The organism is Bradyrhizobium sp. 35 (assembly GCF_023073215.1).
Classification (GTDB): Bacteria; Pseudomonadota; Alphaproteobacteria; order Rhizobiales; family Xanthobacteraceae; genus Bradyrhizobium; species Bradyrhizobium canariense_D.
In genome coordinates, this window is record NZ_JADPJC010000050.1 from 232,277 (window position 1) to 248,708 (window position 16,432).

At 65.6% G+C, this 16,432-nt stretch carries 14 protein-coding genes; 8 read left to right on the top strand and 6 right to left on the bottom strand.

All coding sequences use genetic code 11. The annotated features are described in order from the left end of the window. Positions 1-11: 11 nt before the first annotated feature. Positions 12-1,817 (bottom strand): ATP-binding cassette domain-containing protein, encoded by a 1,806-nt coding sequence (locus IVB36_RS09275; protein WP_247391318.1) that lies wholly within the window; start codon positions 1,815-1,817, stop codon positions 12-14. A gap of 8 nt (positions 1,818-1,825) precedes the next feature. Continuing rightward, positions 1,826-2,323 (bottom strand): YaiI/YqxD family protein, encoded by a 498-nt coding sequence (locus tag IVB36_RS09280; protein ID WP_018459205.1) that lies wholly within the window; start codon positions 2,321-2,323, stop codon positions 1,826-1,828. A gap of 141 nt (positions 2,324-2,464) precedes the next feature. Between IVB36_RS09280 and IVB36_RS09285 the strand changes: the two genes are divergently transcribed. After that, on the top strand, positions 2,465-3,265 hold the full coding sequence (locus tag IVB36_RS09285) for a hypothetical protein (RefSeq protein WP_085352825.1): 801 nt from the start codon (positions 2,465-2,467) through the stop codon (positions 3,263-3,265). Positions 3,266-3,432: 167 nt separating this feature from the next. Here the strand turns inward: IVB36_RS09285 and IVB36_RS09290 are convergent, their stop codons facing one another. Beyond that, on the bottom strand, positions 3,433-5,805 hold the full coding sequence (locus IVB36_RS09290) for a xanthine dehydrogenase family protein molybdopterin-binding subunit (protein ID WP_247391321.1): 2,373 nt from the start codon (positions 5,803-5,805) through the stop codon (positions 3,433-3,435). Between the two features lie 210 nt (positions 5,806-6,015). Here IVB36_RS09290 and IVB36_RS09295 point away from each other — a divergent pair, with 210 nt between their 5' ends. Both IVB36_RS09295 and IVB36_RS09300 read left to right on the top strand, forming a co-directional pair. Next, positions 6,016-7,083, top strand: a complete 1,068-nt coding sequence (locus IVB36_RS09295) for a Ppx/GppA phosphatase family protein (protein WP_026233757.1) — start codon at positions 6,016-6,018, stop codon at positions 7,081-7,083. Between the two features lies 1 nt (position 7,084). After that, a complete protein-coding gene (locus IVB36_RS09300) occupies positions 7,085-7,771 on the top strand; it encodes an RlmE family RNA methyltransferase (RefSeq protein ID WP_204510953.1) in 687 nt (228 codons plus the stop codon). A 16-nt stretch (positions 7,772-7,787) separates the two neighbouring features. Here the strand turns inward: IVB36_RS09300 and IVB36_RS09305 are convergent, their stop codons facing one another. After that, positions 7,788-9,278, bottom strand: a complete 1,491-nt coding sequence (locus IVB36_RS09305; RefSeq protein WP_204510954.1) for an MFS transporter — start codon at positions 9,276-9,278, stop codon at positions 7,788-7,790. A 380-nt stretch (positions 9,279-9,658) separates the two neighbouring features. On the opposite strand from IVB36_RS09305, the gene guaB reads away from it, so the two are divergent. The 3 genes from guaB to IVB36_RS09320 all read left to right on the top strand — a co-directional run bounded on the left by guaB (position 9,659) and on the right by IVB36_RS09320 (position 12,828). Next, positions 9,659-11,149, top strand: coding sequence for an IMP dehydrogenase (gene guaB, locus IVB36_RS09310; RefSeq protein ID WP_007609139.1), 1,491 nt, complete (start codon positions 9,659-9,661; stop codon positions 11,147-11,149). 213 nt (positions 11,150-11,362) lie between these two features. Next, on the top strand, positions 11,363-12,385 hold the full coding sequence (locus tag IVB36_RS09315) for an NADP-dependent oxidoreductase (RefSeq protein WP_247391323.1): 1,023 nt from the start codon (positions 11,363-11,365) through the stop codon (positions 12,383-12,385). Positions 12,386-12,537: 152 nt separating this feature from the next. Continuing rightward, positions 12,538-12,828, top strand: a complete 291-nt coding sequence (locus IVB36_RS09320) for a hypothetical protein (RefSeq protein ID WP_026233756.1) — start codon at positions 12,538-12,540, stop codon at positions 12,826-12,828. Positions 12,829-12,844: 16 nt separating this feature from the next. Here IVB36_RS09320 and IVB36_RS09325 read toward each other — a convergent pair whose 3' ends face one another. Both IVB36_RS09325 and IVB36_RS09330 read right to left on the bottom strand, forming a co-directional pair. Then, positions 12,845-13,687 carry a metallophosphoesterase gene (locus IVB36_RS09325; RefSeq protein WP_247391325.1) on the bottom strand — a complete coding sequence of 281 codons (843 nt, stop codon included), beginning with the start codon at positions 13,685-13,687 and terminating at the stop codon, positions 12,845-12,847. 70 nt (positions 13,688-13,757) lie between these two features. Then, positions 13,758-14,441 carry an acriflavin resistance protein gene (locus IVB36_RS09330; RefSeq protein WP_247391327.1) on the bottom strand — a complete coding sequence of 228 codons (684 nt, stop codon included), beginning with the start codon at positions 14,439-14,441 and terminating at the stop codon, positions 13,758-13,760. A gap of 168 nt (positions 14,442-14,609) precedes the next feature. Between IVB36_RS09330 and IVB36_RS09335 the strand changes: the two genes are divergently transcribed. Both IVB36_RS09335 and IVB36_RS09340 read left to right on the top strand, forming a co-directional pair. Further along, the gene (locus IVB36_RS09335) at positions 14,610-15,032 is read left to right on the top strand and encodes an MAPEG family protein (protein WP_026233755.1); all 423 of its coding nucleotides are present in this window, start codon (positions 14,610-14,612) and stop codon (positions 15,030-15,032) included. A gap of 34 nt (positions 15,033-15,066) precedes the next feature. Then, complete coding sequence (locus tag IVB36_RS09340; protein WP_247391329.1) at positions 15,067-16,365, top strand: RsmB/NOP family class I SAM-dependent RNA methyltransferase; 1,299 nt, start codon at positions 15,067-15,069, stop codon at positions 16,363-16,365. Positions 16,366-16,432: the final 67 nt, after the last annotated feature.

Below are 16,432 nucleotides of genomic sequence, written 5' to 3' on the forward strand. Positions count from 1 at the left end.
CGGAATGCACGCTAGGCCTGTTCAATCTCTTCGCGCCGCACTTCGAGCTCCAGCCATTTGTCCTCGGCCTCGGCCAGTTCCTTTTGCGCCGTCGTCAGAGCGTCGGAGGCCTGGTCGAAGCGCTTGCGATCCTTGCGAAAGAGATCGGGGTCGTCAAGGAAGCGCTGCTGCTTGGCGATCTCGGCCTGCAGCTTGGCGATGGTCTTGGGCAGCGTCTCCAGCGCGTGTTGCTCGTTGAAGGTCAAGCGTCGTCTCGCGACGCCGGACGGCACGGCTGATCGCTGCTCTCTCGTCTCTTCGACGGCCTTCGCGGTCGCGCGCTTCACGTCGGCGCCGCGCTGGGCCAGCATGTCGGTATAGCCGCCGGCATATTCGAGCCAGCGTCCGTTGCCCTCGGGCACGATCACTGACGTCACCACGCGGTCGAGAAAATCGCGATCGTGGCTGATCAGAATCACGGTGCCCTCGTAGTCGCTGAGCATCTCCTCGAGGACGTCGAGGGTCTCCAGGTCGAGGTCGTTGGTCGGCTCGTCCAGCACCAGGAGGTTGGAGGGTTTTGCCAGCGCGCGTGCCAGCATCAGCCGGCCGCGCTCACCGCCCGACAGCACCTCCAGCGGCGTGCGCATCTGTTCCTGGGCGAACAGGAAGTCCTTCATGTAACTGACGACATGCTTCGGCTTGCCGCCAACCATGACATGGTCGCCGCGGCCGCCGGTCAGCGCCTCGGCCAGCGTCGTCTTCGGATCGAGACTTTCACGATGCTGGTCGAGCGTCGCCATCTCGATGTTGGCGCCGAGCCGTATGCTGCCGCTGTCCGGTGCGCTGCCGCCGGTCAGCATCTCGATCAGCGTGGTCTTGCCGGCGCCGTTCGGGCCGACGATGCCGATGCGATCGCCGCGCTGGACGCGGATCGAGAAGCCGTCGACGATCTTTCGCTCGCCATAGGACCGGCTGATATTCTTGGCCTCGATGACGAGCTTGCCGGACTTGTCGGCCTCGGCAGCCGCCAGGTTGGCGTTGCCCGTCGCGCCGCGATGGGTGCGGCGCTGGTCGCGCAGCGCGTGGAGATTGCCGAGTCGCTTGACGTTGCGCTTGCGGCGGCCCGAGACGCCGTAACGCAGCCAGTGCTCCTCGTTGACGATCTTGCGGTCGAGCTTGTGCTGGTCGCGCTCTTCCTCCGCGAGCACCTCGTCGCGCCAAGCCTCGAAGGCACTGAAGCCGCGGTCGATCTGCCGGATCTGGCCGCGGTCGAGCCAGGCGGTGCTGCGCGAGAGATTGCCGAGGAAGCGCCGATCGTGGCTGATGATCACCAGCGCGCAGCGGCGGCTCTCCAGTTCACTCTCCAGCCATTCGATGGTCGGAAGATCCAGATGGTTGGTCGGCTCATCCAGCAGCAGGATGTCGGGCGAGGGCGCCAGCACGCGTGCCAGCGCGGCGCGGCGCGCTTCGCCGCCGGAGACATGCGCCGGATCTTCTTCGCCGCTGAGACCGAGCTGCTCGACCAGATAGCGCGCCTGATAGTGGTCGTCGCCAGCATTGAGGCCGGCCTCGACATAAGCGAGCGTGGTGGAGAAACCGGAGAAATCCGGCTCCTGCGGCAGATAGCGGATGGTGGCGCCGGGCTGCACGAAACGGCTGCCGCCATCCGGTTCGACCAGGCCGGCGGCGATCTTGAGCAGCGTCGATTTGCCGGAACCGTTGCGGCCGATCAGGCAGACGCGCTCGCCGGTCGAAACCGACAGTTCGACGCCCGCCAGGAGCGGCGTGCCGCCAAAGGTCAGCTTGATATCGCGCAGTTGAATCAGCGGTGGCGCCATGCGGTGTCTCAGTCCTGTCTTGTTGCGGCCTGGTCGGCGCGGCGGCGCTGAATGCGGCGGATGGTCTGGTCGAGCGTCGACAGAAACGTCGAGCGGTCGCGCGGTGAATACGATTTCGGACCGCCGGTGACTTCGCCGGCCGAGCGCAAATCGGTCATCAGGTTGCGGACCGCGAGCGTCATCCCGATCGATTCCTCGGTGAACGCCTTGCCGTTGGACGCGATCACATCGGCGCCGGCCTTCACGCAGCGGCTTGCGAGCGGAATATCCGAGGTAATGACGATGTCGCCGGGCCCGGCGCGTTCCGCGATCCAGTCATCGGCTGCGTCCATGCTGGCACCAGCGGCGATCCGCTCGATGAGGGGATCCTGGGGCACGCGGATGAAATTGCCCGCGACCACGCTCACGGGCAGGCCGTGCCTGCCGGCGACGCGATAGATCTCGTCCTTCACCGGACAGGCGTCGGCGTCGACATAGATACGGGTGGTGTTTTGAGGGTTCGTCATGGTCCGTAGATGGGGCTTGCGAAGCGGTTCCGCAGCAGCCGCGTGGTACCCCATTCGGGCCGCAAAGGCGAGGGGATTGACCCCGGTTCCTCAGGGCCTACGATCGGGCCGAAACAACAAGAAATTGGGGAAAGCCAAGCCATGCCGAACCGGCTCGAAACCTATCGCGTCCAGGCCTACAACACGGCCAAGCAATCCGAAAACAAGATGCATGACGATGCAGTGGCGCGCCGTTTCGGGTTTTCCGGTGGGCTGGTCCCCGGCGTCGACGTCTTCGCCTACATGATGCATGTGCCGGTGGCGCGCTGGGGCCGCGATTTCCTGTCGCGCGGGCTGATCGAGGCGCGTTTCATCAAGCCGGTCTATGACGGCGAGACCGCCGACGTCGATGCGACCGAGCACAACGGCCTGCTCACCATCGAGGTGTTCAGCCGCACCGAGCTGTGTGCCACCGGCACGGCGTCGCTGCCGGCGATTGCGACTGCGGTATCGTTGAGCGACTATGTCGAGGTCCCCGCGATTGCCGAGCGCAAACCGGTCAGCCCGGCAACATTCGAGACCGGCAAATGGCTGGGCACGACACCGCGCCGCTGGGCCGGGCAGGATGCCGCCGACTATCTCGCCGACATCCGTGAAACCGATCCGATCTTCGCGGGCGGGGGGCTCGGCCATCCCGGCCTGATTCAGCGCGTCATGAACCGCGTGCTGGTGGACAACACGATCCTCGGCCCCTGGATCCATGTCGGCAGCCGCATGCAATTGCTGTCAGCCGCGCGCGCCGGCGACGAGATCACCGCGCGGGCAAAAGTCACCGCGAACTACGAGAAGAAGGGCCACCGCTTCGTCGAGCTCGACGCGCTGGTGGTCGCCAACGGCACGACGCCGCTGGCGCACTGCCAGCACATCGCGATCTACCAGCCGCGCGAGCAGGCGGCGGCTTAGGCGGCATGTAAGGGGCGCAGCGCGTCCTCACCCTCGCTGTCATTCCCCGCGAAGGCGGGGAATCCAGTACGCCGCAGCCTATCGGTCAATCGCTTCCGTCTCGGAGTACTGGATCGCCCGGTCGAGCCGGGCGATGACAGTCTGCTTGTGGAGGCAGAAGGGCAGCCCTACGCCGCTTTCCCCTTCGCATCCTGGATCGCGCGCCACACGCGTTCCGGCGTCAGCGGCATGTCGATGTGCTTGATGCCGTAGTCGGAGAGCGCGTCGATCACCGCGTTCACGACCGTCGACAGGCTGCCGGCGCAGCCGGCTTCGCCGCAGCCTTTGCTGCCGAGCGGATTGGTCGTGGCCGGCACCGGGTGGTCGCCGACCGTCATGTTCGGAACGTCCTCGGCGCGCGGCAGAGCGTAGTCCATCAGCGAGCCCGTGATCGGCTGGCCGCTCTCGTCGTAGCGGACGTGCTCCATGAGAGCTTGGCCAATGCCCTGGACGACGCCGCCATGGAGCTGGCCTGCGACCAGCAGCGGGTTGATCACCGTGCCGAAATCGTTGACCGCGCTGTAGCGCACGATCTGCACGACGCCGGTCTCAGGGTCGATCTCGACCTCGGCGACATGGCAGCCGTTCGGGAAGGCTGACGGCACCGGTTCGCTGGTGTGATCGACGTCGAGGCTGTCGGGCACGCCCTCCGGCGTCTTGCCGTCGTGCAGGCGCTTGGCGAGCTCCATGATGTCGATGCTGCGGTCGGTGCCGGCGATCGTAAAACTGCCGCCTTCGAATTCGATGTCGGCTTCGGATGCCTCCAGCATGTGCGCGGCGGCGCGCTTGCCCTTTTCGATCACGAGCTTGGCGGCGCCCACGATCGCCATGCCGGTCGCGGTGATCGAGCGCGAGCCACCGGTGCCGTTGCCGGTGTGGACGATGTCGCTGTCGCCCTGCACCAGCTTGACGCTGTCGAAGGGAACGCCGAGCTGCTGGCAGAGGACCTGCGCGAATGCGGATGCATGGCCCTGACCGTAATCGAGCGTCCCGGTGATGAGCTGCACCGAGCCATCGGGATCGAACACGATCTTGCCGAGCTCGACGCCGGGAGGTGCGGTCACCTCCAGATAGGAGCCGACGGCGATGCCGCGCAGCTTGCCGGACTTCTTGCTCTCCTTCTTGCGCTTGGCAAAATTCTCGTGGTCGGAGATTTCGAGGGCCTTGTTGAAGACGGCCTGGAAGTCGCCGCTGTCATAGGTGACGCCGGAGGACGCGGCGAACGGCATCTGGTTCTGCTTGATGAAGTTGCGCTTGCGCAGGGTCAGCCGGTTGATGCCCATCTCGTCCGCGGCGCGGTCGATTAGCCGCTCCATGTAGTAGTTGGCCTCGGGCCGGCCGGCGCCGCGATAGGCGCCCATTAACGTGGTGTTGGTCAGCACCGTCTTGATGTCGACGGCCATCAGCGGCGTGCGATAGACGCTGGAAAAGTTCTTGCTGGTGTTGAGCGAGAGCGGGCTGGGCGCAACGCCGGTGATGTAGGCACCGAGATTGCCGTAGCCCGAGAGCTTGGCGGCGAGGAAATGCCCCTCGGCATCCAGCGCGAGTTCGGCGTGAATTTTCTGCGCACGGCCGTGGCTGTCGGACAAGAAGCTGGTCGAGCGTTCGTCCAGCCATTTCACCGGCCGTCCCAGCGTCTTTGCCGCGTACAGGATGCACATGTATTCGGGGTAATTGATGTTCTTCATGCCGAAGGAGCCGCCGACATTGGCGGTGAGAATGCGCACATTTTCGTTCGGCACTTTCAGGTTCTTGGCGAGATTGGCACGGTTGCCTGCCACCCCCTGCGTGGGCACCTGAAGAGTGTAGCGCTCGGTCTTCTTGTCATAGGAGGCAAGGCCAACGCGTGGCTCCATCGAGACCACGGCGACGCGGGTGTTCTCGATGTCGACCTTGGTCACGTGAGCAGCACTGGCGAAGGCCGCGTTGACCTTGTCGGTGTCGCCATAGTGGTAGTCGAGCGCGACATTGTTCGGGATGTGGTCGTAGAGCTGCGGCGCGCCGGGTTTTGCGGCTTCCTCGGGATCGGTCACCGCCGGCAGCGGCTCGATGTCGAGTTCGACCGCCTCGGCCGCGTCGCGCGCCTGGGCCAGCGTCTCCGCCACCACGAAGGCGACGGGATCGCCGACGAAGCGGACCTTGTCGGTTGCGAGCGGCTGGCGGTTGGTCTGGAGCAGGGGCGAGCCGTCACGGCTCTTCAGCGGCAGGCCGCAGGTGAAGGGGCCGTAGCCGGCCGCATCGAGGTCTTTGCCGGTCCACACCCCGAGCACGCCCGGCATCGCTCTGGCTGCATCGATGTTGATGCCGCGAATGACGCCATGGGCATGGGTCGAGCGAACGATCACGGCATGGGCCTGGCCGGGCAGGTTGAAATCGTCGGTGTAGCGGCCCTTGCCGCGCACCAGGGTATCGTCCTCCTTGCGGCGGACCGGCTGCCCGACGCCATATTTTTGCAGTGCAATAGCGTTTTCGAGCGTGGAGGATTTAGTGTGTTCTTGCATGGAATTGACCTGAAAAGCCGGCAAATGCGCGGTTTGGGGGGCGCCTGGGGTCCGGACCCCTCAAAAATAACCCACCGGCCCGCTCACGACAACGCACGAATGGGCATGGTCCCATGTGATGCGTTGTTGCGCAGGATTGGTGCGCTGCTAATGTTTCAGGCGAAAAAGCAATTCCAGATCGGCCTAACCGGCCGCGGAAAGACAGTTTGTATGAATGACCACACGCGGCTCCGCGACGGCCTTGCGCCGCACGGTGAGCTGGGGTCGATGGCGGCGGCGTTCGCCACTGAACCGGCCGTCGGCGCGCAAGCGCCGGGAACCGGCGTCTACGCGGCGCTCGACCTCGGCACCAACAATTGCAGGCTCCTGATCGCCTGTCCGACCCACGACGGCTTTCGCGTGGTCGATTCCTTCTCGCGCATCATCCGGCTCGGCGAGGGCGTCTCGGCAACCGGGTGCATCAGCGAGGCCGCGATCGAACGCGCCATCGTGGCGCTTGGCATCTGCCGCGACAAGATCAACCTGCGCAAAGCGCGGCGGCTGCGGCTGATCGCCACCGAAGCCTGCCGCGCCGCCTCGAATGCCGAAGGCTTTCGCAGCCGCGTCGCTGCCGAGACCGGGATCGAGCTCGAGGTAATCGACCGCGAGACCGAGGCGGCGCTTGCCGTGCTCGGCTGCTCGCCGCTGGTCGATCCCAGGGGGCGCGGCGCAATCCTGTTCGACATCGGCGGCGGCTCGACCGAGCTGGTACGGATCGAGCGCGACGCCGCAAATCCGGAGCCGCGCATCAAAGCCTGGATGTCGATCCCGTTCGGTGTGGTCACGCTTGCCGAGCAGTTCGGGGGCCGCGACGTGACCCCCGAGATCTACGCCGCGATGGAGCGCGAGGTCGCCCATCACATCGCGCCGTTCGCCGAACAGCATGGCGGCGATCTCACTGATATGCATCTGCTCGGCACGTCAGGCACTGTGACGACGCTCGCCGGCATCCATCTCAACCTCGCGCGCTACGACCGCCGCCGCATCGACAGCGTCTGGATGAACGATACCGACGTCACCGCGACCATCAACAAGCTGCTTGGCATGAGCTACGAGGAGCGCGCCGCGAACAGCTGCATCAGCGTCGAGCGCGCCGATCTCGTCCTGGCCGGCTGCGCCATCCTCGACGCGATCCGCCGCGCCTTTCCGCTGCCGCGCCTGCGCGTCGCCGACCGGGGCTTGCGCGAAGGTATGCTGGTCGAGATGATGCGCGAAGACGGCGCGCTCAGGAGCTGGTGAGATGGCCAAGGACACCACCGGCCGTTTGCACGTCCAGGTCAAGACCCACGGCAAGCGCAAATTGTCGTCGAAGCTCTGGCTGGAGCGGCAGCTCAACGACCCCTATGTGGTGAAGGCGAAGGCGCTGGGCTATCGCTCGCGCGCCGCTTTCAAGCTGCTCGAGATCGATGACAAATACCGGCTGCTGAAGCACGGCATGGCTGTGGTCGATCTCGGTGCGGCGCCGGGCGGCTGGAGCCAGATCGCCGCCAAGCGCGTCGGCTCGGTCGACGGCAAGGGCAAGGTCATCGCGATCGACCTATTGGAAATCCCTGAGATTGCCGGGGTCGAGTTCGCACAGCTCGACTTCATGGACAATGACGCGCCGGACAAGCTCAAGGCCATGCTCGACGGCGGCGCCGACATCGTGATGTCCGACATGGCTGCCAACACCACCGGTCATCGCAAGACCGACCAGCTTCGCATCGTCGGCCTGATCGAAACCGCTGCCGCGTTCGCCTGCGATGTGCTGAGGCCGGGCGGGACCTTCCTGGCGAAGGCGTTCCAGAGTGGCGCCGACGCCGAACTGCTCGCCCAGCTCAAGCGCGATTTCGCAACGGTGCGCCACGTCAAGCCGGCCGCGAGCCGTGCGGATTCCTCGGAGCGCTACGTTCTCGCGACGGGATTTCGGGGCGGGGCGACGCAATAGCGGACGAGAAGAGAGCCTACCCCAGCCGCTGATCCCGCACATCCTGCGTATCCTCGGTCGCCGCCTTGACGGCCGCCTTGGCCGCGCCCTTGCCGGCGCCCTTGCGGCTCGCGATCTCCACGGCTTTGCGGCCGGAAACTTCGTGGCCGGCATCGGCGGGCATCTGCCAGAAGAACCAGCTCGACGCCGCCGAGGTCACGGCGATCACGACGAAGGCCGGCGCAAACACGGTGGCGTCGAGCTCGCTGACGTGGCTGAACCACATCGTCGTCTCCACGGAGGCGGCGCCGACCGCGACGCCGGCCGAGACCGCGAGCTGCTGGTTGACGCTGACGAGCGTGGTGGCGCGGCTCATCTGCGCCTGCTCGACCTCGGCATAGGCCACCGTGTTGATCGCGGTGAACTCGAGCGAACGGAAGAAGCCGCCGACCACCAGGATGATCATGATGATCAGCAGGGGCGTCGTCACGGTGAAGAGGGCACAGGCGGCCAGGAAAACCGCACTGATGATCGCGTTCACCGTCATCAGGTTGCGGAAGCCGAAGGCGCGGATGATGCGCGCGGCCAGCGCCTTCATGCCCATGGCGCCGAGCGAGGAGCCAAACGTGACGAGGCCGGACTTGAACGGCGAGAGGCCGAATCCGATCTGCATCAGCAGTGGCAGCAGGAACGGCAGCGCGCCGATGCCGAGCCGAAACATGAAGCCGCCGAGAACGGCCGCGCGCAGTGTTGGCAGCCTCAGCAGCGTAAAGTCCAGCACCGGCGACCCCGTTCGCCGCGCGTGAAGGACATACAGCGACATCGAGATCGATCCGCCGACGACCAGGGCGGCAACCGTGCTCCATGGCAGCAGATTGAGTCCGGCGACCGACAGCCCGAAGGCGATGCCGGCGAGCCCGAGGCCCGCGAGCACCATGCCGTAGAGGTCGAACGGCTCTCGTTCCTCGCTTTTGATGGGATCGATGAAGCGCAAGGCCATGAAGATGCCGAGCAGCCCGATCGGGATGTTGATCAGGAAGATCCAGTGCCATGACGCGTAGGTGGTGATGAAGCCGCCGAGCGGCGGCCCGATCACGGGGCCGATCAGGGCAGGGACCGTCACCCACGCCATCGCGTTGACCAGCGCGCTCTTGTCGACCGACCGCAGCAGCACGAGGCGCCCGACCGGCGTCATCATTGCCCCGCCCATGCCTTGGAGGATGCGCGCGAACACGAAATCGGTGACCGATGTCGAGAGCGCGCAGCCGACCGAGCCGACCATGAACACGCCGACGGCAATCGCAAACACCAGGCGCGCGCCGAACCGGTCGGCGGTCCAGCCGCTCGCCGGGATGAAGACCGCAAGCGACAGCAGATAGGAAGTGATCGCGAGCTTGAGCGTCAGTGGGCTGGTGCCGATGTCGGCCGCAATCGCGGGCAGCGACGTGGCGATCACCGTCGAGTCCATGTTCTCCATGAAGAGAGCAGTGGCTACGATCAGCGGAATGATGCGTTGCTTGTCGACCATGACGGATTGGTAATGGACATCGGGAACGAAGGGCGAGAATTGCGGCTTATCACCGCCACTGGGCCGCGACCATTGCGGATCGACGCATAGCACCTAAATCCCGCGTGACCCCAAGCGGGTGCGCCCTGCGCCGGAGATCACGATGATCTGCCGTTCGCCAGTACGTGCCGCCGCGAAGGCTATCCGCCGCCGAACTTGCCCAAAAAAGCCTGTGCATGGCTGGCCGGCGGTCCGAATTGCTTTGATTCGTCGCTCGCCCGTGCTATCGACCCGCGTCAACCCCACCGATGGGCTCCGATTCTCCGGCGTTGCCGCAAGGTACGCCGAGGGCGGCGCTCATCCATAGCTATTTGCGGCAGGGCCGCGGAAGGAGTTGGCACATGGCCACGGTGCAACAAGGCATTCGCGAAGCCCTCACGTTCGACGACGTGCTGCTGAAGCCGGGCCTGTCGGACGTCATGCCGGGCGAGGTCGACATCCGCTCCCGCGTCACCCGCGCCATTCCGCTCAACATCCCGATCATGGCCTCCGCCATGGACACGGTCACCGAAGCCCGCATGGCGATCGCCATGGCGCAGGCCGGCGGCATCGGCGTCATCCATCGCAATTTCGATCCCGAAGGGCAGGCTGCCCAGGTGCGGCAGGTCAAGCGCTACGAGTCGGGCATGGTGGTGAACCCGCTCACGATCAGCCCGGACGCCACGCTGGACGACGCGCTCAAGCTGATGAGCGATCACGGCATCTCCGGCATTCCCGTCGTCACCGGTGCGGGCAAGTCCACGCCGGGCAAGCTGGTCGGCATTCTCACCAACCGCGACGTCCGCTTCGCCACCGACCGCCAGCAAAAAATCTCCGAGCTGATGACCCATGAAGGTCTCGTCACGGTGCGCGAGAATGTCAGCCAGGACGAGGCGCGGCGGATGCTGCATCAGCATCGCATCGAGAAGCTGCTTGTGGTCGACGAGCAGTATCGCTGCGTCGGCCTGGTCACCGTGAAGGACATGGAGAAGGCGGTCGCCCATCCGCTGGCCTGCAAGGACGCGCAGGGCCGCCTCCGCGTCGCCGCCGCCACCACGGTCGGCGATAGCGGCTTCGAGCGCACCGAGCGGCTGATCGATGCCGGCGTCGATCTCGTCGTGGTCGACACCGCGCACGGCCATTCCCGTCACGTGCTCCATGCGGTCAACCGCATCAAGCGCCTGTCCAATTCCGTGCAGGTCGTTGCCGGCAACGTCGCGACCTCGGAGGGTGCGCAGGCGCTGATCGATGCGGGCGCGGACTGCATCAAGGTCGGCATCGGCCCGGGCTCGATCTGCACCACGCGCATCGTCGCCGGCGTCGGCGTTCCCCAGCTCACCGCGATCATGGATGCGGTCGAGGCGGCGAAGAAGTCGGACATCCCCGTCATTGCCGACGGCGGCATCAAGTTTTCCGGAGACCTTGCCAAAGCGCTCGCTGCCGGTGCCGACATCGCGATGGTCGGCTCGCTGCTCGCCGGCACCGACGAGACGCCCGGTGAAGTGTTCTTGTGGCAGGGCCGATCCTACAAGGCCTATCGCGGCATGGGCTCGGTCGGCGCGATGGCGCGCGGCTCGGCCGACCGCTACTTCCAGCAGGACATCAAGGACACGCTCAAGCTCGTGCCCGAAGGCATCGAGGGCCAGGTGCCCTACAAGGGCCCGGTCGGCAACGTCATGCACCAGCTCGCCGGCGGCCTGCGCGCCGCGATGGGCTATGTCGGTGCAAAGGACATGAAGGACCTGCACGACAAGGCCCAGTTCGTCCGCATCACCGGCGCGGGCCTGCGCGAAAGCCACGTCCACGACGTCACCATCACGCGCGAGGCGCCGAACTATCCGGGCGGGGGTTAGGCTCGCGGCTGCGCGTTGGAATTGCCCAAATGACCATGCCCCGCGAAGGCGGGGCATCCAGTACGCCGCGGCCTTTCGGCTCTACCACGACCCTCTCGGATTACTGGATCGCCCGCCTTCGCGGGCGATGACAGCGAGAGTGTGCTTTTGTGTTGACGTGCTCCGCTCCCTCCGCTTCCGTTCGCGCCGAAGCATAATCAGGAGGAAGCCATCATGTCCCAAGGCAAACGCATCGTTCTCGCCGCGCGTCCCGTCGGCGAGCCAAAACCGTCCGATTTCCGCATCGAGGAATTCGCTATGCCGACGCCTGCGGCGGGTGAAGTTCTGCTGCGCACGATCTGGCTCTCGCTCGATCCCTATATGCGCGGGCGCATGAGCGACGGTCCATCCTACGCGACGCCGGTCCCCGTCGGTGGTGTGATGGAGGCCGGTACGGTCTGCGAGGTCGCAGCCTCCAACAATCCAAACTTTGCCAAGGGTGACATCGTGCTCTCGCGCGCGGGCTGGCAGACGCACGCGATCTCCGACGGCAAGGGGCTGAACAAGATCGATCCGAAGCTCGCGCCGATCTCGACGGCCGTCGGCGTGCTCGGCATGCCCGGCATGACCGCCTACACGGGCCTACTCGATATCGGCAAGCCGCAGCAAGGCGAGACCGTCGTCGTCGCCGGCGCCTCCGGCGCGGTCGGCTCGGCCGTGGGACAGATCGCGAAGATCAAGGGCGCACGCGCGGTTGGAATCGCCGGCGGCAAGGACAAATGCGATTACGTCGTGAAGGAGCTCGGCTTCGATGCCTGCATCGATCACCGCGATCCCGATCTGGCGACGAAGCTGAAGGACGCCTGCCCGAAGGGTATCGACGTCTATTTTGAGAATGTCGGCGGCGCCGTGTTCGAGGCGGTGTTCCCGCTGCTCAATGCGTTTGCGCGCGTACCCGTCTGCGGCCTCATCGCCCACTACAACGACACTGAAGCGAAGCCGCCGAAATGGGCCGCCAGCATGATGCGCGCGACCCTGACCAAGCGGCTGACCTTCCGCGGCTTCATCGTCTCCGACTTCGCCTCCCGCCATGGCGACTTCCTGCGCGACATGTCCGGCTGGCTCCGCGAGGGCAAGGTCAAGTACAAGGAGTTTGTCACCGAGGGCCTGGAGACCGCGCCCGAAGCCTTCATAGGGCTTCTCAAGGGGGCCAATTTCGGCAAGCAGCTGGTGCGGGTCGGGCCGGACAAAGCTTGATCGGCCGCTCTCGGCCTCCTCGTGGGCGCGGGTATGGTTAACAAAGAGTGACTGATCGGCCACACCCGCCCGCAAAAGCCGCAGGTGTGACCGTCGGTTCATTGACAGGCTCGCGAAGGCATTGAATCATTGCGCATATTTCAGGTGCGATGATGTTAGAGCTTGTTGTTTTCTGCGTAATCCTGCTGGCTGCCGGTTATTGGGCGACCATGTTTGTCATGGGCCGTCGCGACGACGTCATCCATGGCAAGTTCGTCCATACCGAGGACGTGTTCGCGCAATCCGCGATGCCCACACCCACGCCGCCATTCCCCAAGCGCCCGGTCAATGCCGCGCGGCCTGCCAATGTTCTGCCCGCCAATACCGGGGCCAAACCGGTGAACAGCGACGCGCTGCAGTCCTTGCTTGCCGCGATCCAGCAGGATCTCAAAAGCGTCGCTTGAGCCGCGACTGGCGGCGCTAATGCGCACCGCCCATCTGGGCGAGCAGCTCCTCGATATCGATATCGACCTGGGCCGCGGCCCTGACGTGGCGAACCTCGAAGCCGTCGGGCTGGAAGCGGTACTCCACGAGCCCGACCTCCTTGATCGCGATCCGGTCCTGGCGCGCATCGTTGATCTTGAAGCCGGCCGACGGCACCCAGACGTGGCGGGTGTGGCGCCAGGTAAAGTCGCGCCGCTGGTGCACGTGACCGCTGGCGATGAGGCGCAGGTCGACATGTGCAAACATCTCGATCAGCCGCGTGCGGGCCGGCTGCGGCACATAGCGGATCGACGTCTCCGGCGTCTCGGGTTCGTCGGGCCCGTTGAGAAATACCGGCTTGTGTACGAACAGCGCGACCGGCTTGCCGTTCGTGCGCGAAACTTCCGAAGCAAGCCAATCGAACTGCTCGGCCTCGAAGGCGAGCCCTGAGTTCATCACCAGCGAGTTGAGGCCGAGGAAGCACCAGCCCGCGGCCTCGAACGACCAATGGTCCTCGCCGATGATCTCGCGGAATTGCTGACGATGCGCTTCCGCGACCGGCGGCTTCGGCGCAGGGCCGATCGCGGTCGGATTGTCGCCAATGTCGTGATTGCCGGGGATGTAGCGGCAGGCGACGGGCAGGGCATCGTGCAGGCCCTTGGCGAATTCGACATCGTCGCGGCTGGTCGGCCCGTCGAACGAGACGTCGCCGGTGTTGACAACGAGATCGGGCCTATCGGTGTCGATATGCTCGCTGAGCGCCTGGAAGTTGGCGATCAGGCCAGGGAAGCGCCGGCCAAGATGGGTGTCGGAGATCTGTGTCAGGCGAAATTCGGACATGGATCGATCATAGGCCACGCCCGACGTCGGAACGATGACGGCGCGTCCGCGGTCAGCGATCGAACAAAGTTTAAAGCACGCGATAGCGGATTGTGTAGGCGTCCTGCGGCGCGACCGGGCTTGCCAGCGGCGAGGCGATGCGGTCGGCGAGGTGCCAAGGGCCGAACTGAGGGCCGAACTGAGGGCCGAACTGAGCGCCGGACTGAGCGCCGGACTGTTCGGAGCGATGCGGCTCGGCCGGCAGGCGGAGGCGGAATTCGAAGGTGCCCTTGCCGGGCAGGTTCACGACCAGCACGCGGTCCGCAGTGCGGTGGTTGAGCGGTACCGCGCCACGCAGCACGGAGCGGCCATCACCGAGCTCCCGCACGCCCTCGACCAGTGCCAGCGTCTGGTTGCGGTCGGTATGCAGCTCGATCTGGGTGTCGGACGCCGCCGCCAAGGTCTCCTTGGGCATGCGGATCTCGAACTCGACCGCGGGTTTCGAGGGATTGAGGCCGAGATAGGCCAGCGCGGCACGGCGCATGTCGTAGGCGGCAAACGCAAACAGAGCGAGGGCGGCGAGCGCAGCGAGGCCATGCCTGAGGACATCGCGCCAGGTCCGATAGCTCATTCGGAAGTAGACCGTCATTGCCAGCGCCACCGCGAGCGCCGTCGCGATGCCTGCCAGCGCCGACATCAGGATGCCGAACTGGCCGTCGGCGGACTCGGTCAAAGCGCCGGTCAGGCTGCCGAACTGGCTGAAGAGGGTGTTCATGGCGGTCTCTCGCCTTGCGCGCCCCAAAGGGGGAAATCGCTTTAACTGTCGACAGTGGGTCGCCTCATCGGGAACGCCGGTTCAACTCGTTGATTGTCAGGACCAGCGGTGACCGCTAATGGACGCTAGCTGTGGTCTCCGCCGGATGGGAAATCCCGGGAAATTCCGATGTCCATTCAAATGGTTTTGCTGCCGGTCTTCGTGCAGGTCGGTCTCACCTTCGCGCTCCTGATCGCCATGGCGCTGGGACGCCGGCGCGCGCTCGTCTCCGGCGAGACCAAGAGCCGTGACATTGCGCTCGGCGAGCCCAACTGGCCCAAGGGCGCCACACAAATCGCCAATTGCTACCGCAACCAGTTCGAATTGCCGGTGCTGTTCTACGCCCTGATCGCGCTGGCGCTCCCGTTGCGCCATGCCGATCTCTTCATCGTGCTGATGTCCTGGGTGTTCGTGGTGACGCGCTTCGTCCATGCCGGAATCTTCGTTTCCTCCAACAATCTCGGGCGCCGCTCCACGATCTGGCTCGCCGGCGTGCTCGTGCTGCTCGCGATGTGGATCTACTTCGCACTGAAGATGCTCTTGTTGATCTGACGGTTAGCCGTCGGATTTGATCTGAAAGATTCAAATGACTCCCGCTGCCCGGCTGTCCGCAGCCATCGAACTGATCGACACCATCGAGAAGGACCGCGTGCCCGCGGCCAAGGCGCTGAAGGAGTGGGGCACCGCGCACCGCTTCGCCGGATCCGGCGACCGCGCCGCCATTGCCGGCCTCGTCTGGGACGTGCTGCGCCGCTATGCCTCGAGCGCCTACCTGATGGATTCGGATACCGCGCGTGCGCGGCTGATCGGCATGCTTCGCCTCGAGCGCAACATGGATACGGCGACGATGGCCGCGCTGTTCGACGGCAGCCGCTTTGCCCCCGCGCCGTTGACCGAGCCCGAGCAGGCCGCGCTCGCCTCGCGGTCGCTTGAAGGTGCCCCGGCCGCGATCGCCGGTGACTATCCGGAATGGCTGGATCCGTATTTGGCAAAAGCGTTCGGCGACGAACGCGTCGCGGAGGCGGCCGCGATGGCGAGCCGGGCGCCGCTCGACCTGCGCGTCAACACGTTAAAATCCAATCGCGACAAGACGCTGGGGGCGCTTGCTCACCTTCATGCGAAACCGACGCGTTGGTCCGCAACCGGCCTGCGCATCGAGCTTTCGGCCGATGCGCGCAACCCCGGTATCCAGGCCGAAGAGGATTTTATCAAGGGTGCCATTGAAGTGCAGGATGAGGGGTCACAGCTTGCGGCTGCCTTGACCGCGGCAAAACCCGGCGAGCAGGTGATCGATCTCTGTGCGGGGGCCGGCGGCAAGACGCTGGCGCTCGCCGCGATGATGCAGGGCAAGGGCCGGCTGATCGCGACCGACACCGACAAGCGGCAACTTGCGCCCATTCACGAACGCCTGTCGCGCGCCGGCGTCCACAATGCCGATGTGCGCACGCCCAAGGGCGAGGCCGATCCGCTGGCGGAGATCAGCGCGACCGCCGACCTCGTCGTGATCGACGCGCCCTGCACGGGAACCGGAACCTGGCGCCGCAATCCCGATGCCAAATGGCGCATGCGTCCGGGCGCGCTGGAGATCCGCCTGCGGGACCAGACCGCGGTGCTCGATCGCGCGGTTCCGCTGCTCAAGGCCGGCGGCCGCATTGCCTACATCACCTGCTCGGTGCTCTCAGAGGAGAACGGCGACCAGGTGAGGGCGTTCACCGCCCGCCATCCCGACTTCGCTGTGGTGCCGCCCGAGCAGACCGCGAGCGTGCTCTGGGACAAGGCCGAGGAGTTTGCGCAAGCCGCGCTGCAATCGCCGGAAGGCTGGCTGATGACACCGCGGCGGACGGGAACGGACGGGTTCTTCGTCTCGGTCTTGAAGAAGGCATAGCCCACCCCACGACATCGCGGATGACGCGACGCCTGTCTCACCAAACAAGAACCCCGCGAACCGGAAC

What these genes read in the sequence shown, in the direction of transcription:
- IVB36_RS09315 (WP_247391323.1), top strand. Translation starts at nt 11,363, where the DNA reads ATGTCCCAAGGCAAACGCATCGTTCTCGCCGCGCGTCCCGTCGGCGAG.
- IVB36_RS09325 (WP_247391325.1), bottom strand. Translation starts at nt 13,687, where the DNA reads ATGTCCGAATTTCGCCTGACACAGATCTCCGACACCCATCTTGGCCGG.
- IVB36_RS09280 (WP_018459205.1), bottom strand. Translation starts at nt 2,323, where the DNA reads ATGACGAACCCTCAAAACACCACCCGTATCTATGTCGACGCCGACGCC.
- IVB36_RS09290 (WP_247391321.1), bottom strand. Translation starts at nt 5,805, where the DNA reads ATGCAAGAACACACTAAATCCTCCACGCTCGAAAACGCTATTGCACTG.
- IVB36_RS09330 (WP_247391327.1), bottom strand. Translation starts at nt 14,441, where the DNA reads ATGAACACCCTCTTCAGCCAGTTCGGCAGCCTGACCGGCGCTTTGACC.
- IVB36_RS09320 (WP_026233756.1), top strand. Translation starts at nt 12,538, where the DNA reads ATGTTAGAGCTTGTTGTTTTCTGCGTAATCCTGCTGGCTGCCGGTTAT.
- IVB36_RS09305 (WP_204510954.1), bottom strand. Translation starts at nt 9,278, where the DNA reads ATGGTCGACAAGCAACGCATCATTCCGCTGATCGTAGCCACTGCTCTC.
- IVB36_RS09295 (WP_026233757.1), top strand. Translation starts at nt 6,016, where the DNA reads ATGAATGACCACACGCGGCTCCGCGACGGCCTTGCGCCGCACGGTGAG.
- IVB36_RS09285 (WP_085352825.1), top strand. Translation starts at nt 2,465, where the DNA reads ATGCCGAACCGGCTCGAAACCTATCGCGTCCAGGCCTACAACACGGCC.
- guaB (WP_007609139.1), top strand. Translation starts at nt 9,659, where the DNA reads ATGGCCACGGTGCAACAAGGCATTCGCGAAGCCCTCACGTTCGACGAC.
- IVB36_RS09300 (WP_204510953.1), top strand. Translation starts at nt 7,085, where the DNA reads ATGGCCAAGGACACCACCGGCCGTTTGCACGTCCAGGTCAAGACCCAC.
- IVB36_RS09275 (WP_247391318.1), bottom strand. Translation starts at nt 1,817, where the DNA reads ATGGCGCCACCGCTGATTCAACTGCGCGATATCAAGCTGACCTTTGGC.
- IVB36_RS09340 (WP_247391329.1), top strand. Translation starts at nt 15,067, where the DNA reads ATGACTCCCGCTGCCCGGCTGTCCGCAGCCATCGAACTGATCGACACC.
- IVB36_RS09335 (WP_026233755.1), top strand. Translation starts at nt 14,610, where the DNA reads ATGTCCATTCAAATGGTTTTGCTGCCGGTCTTCGTGCAGGTCGGTCTC.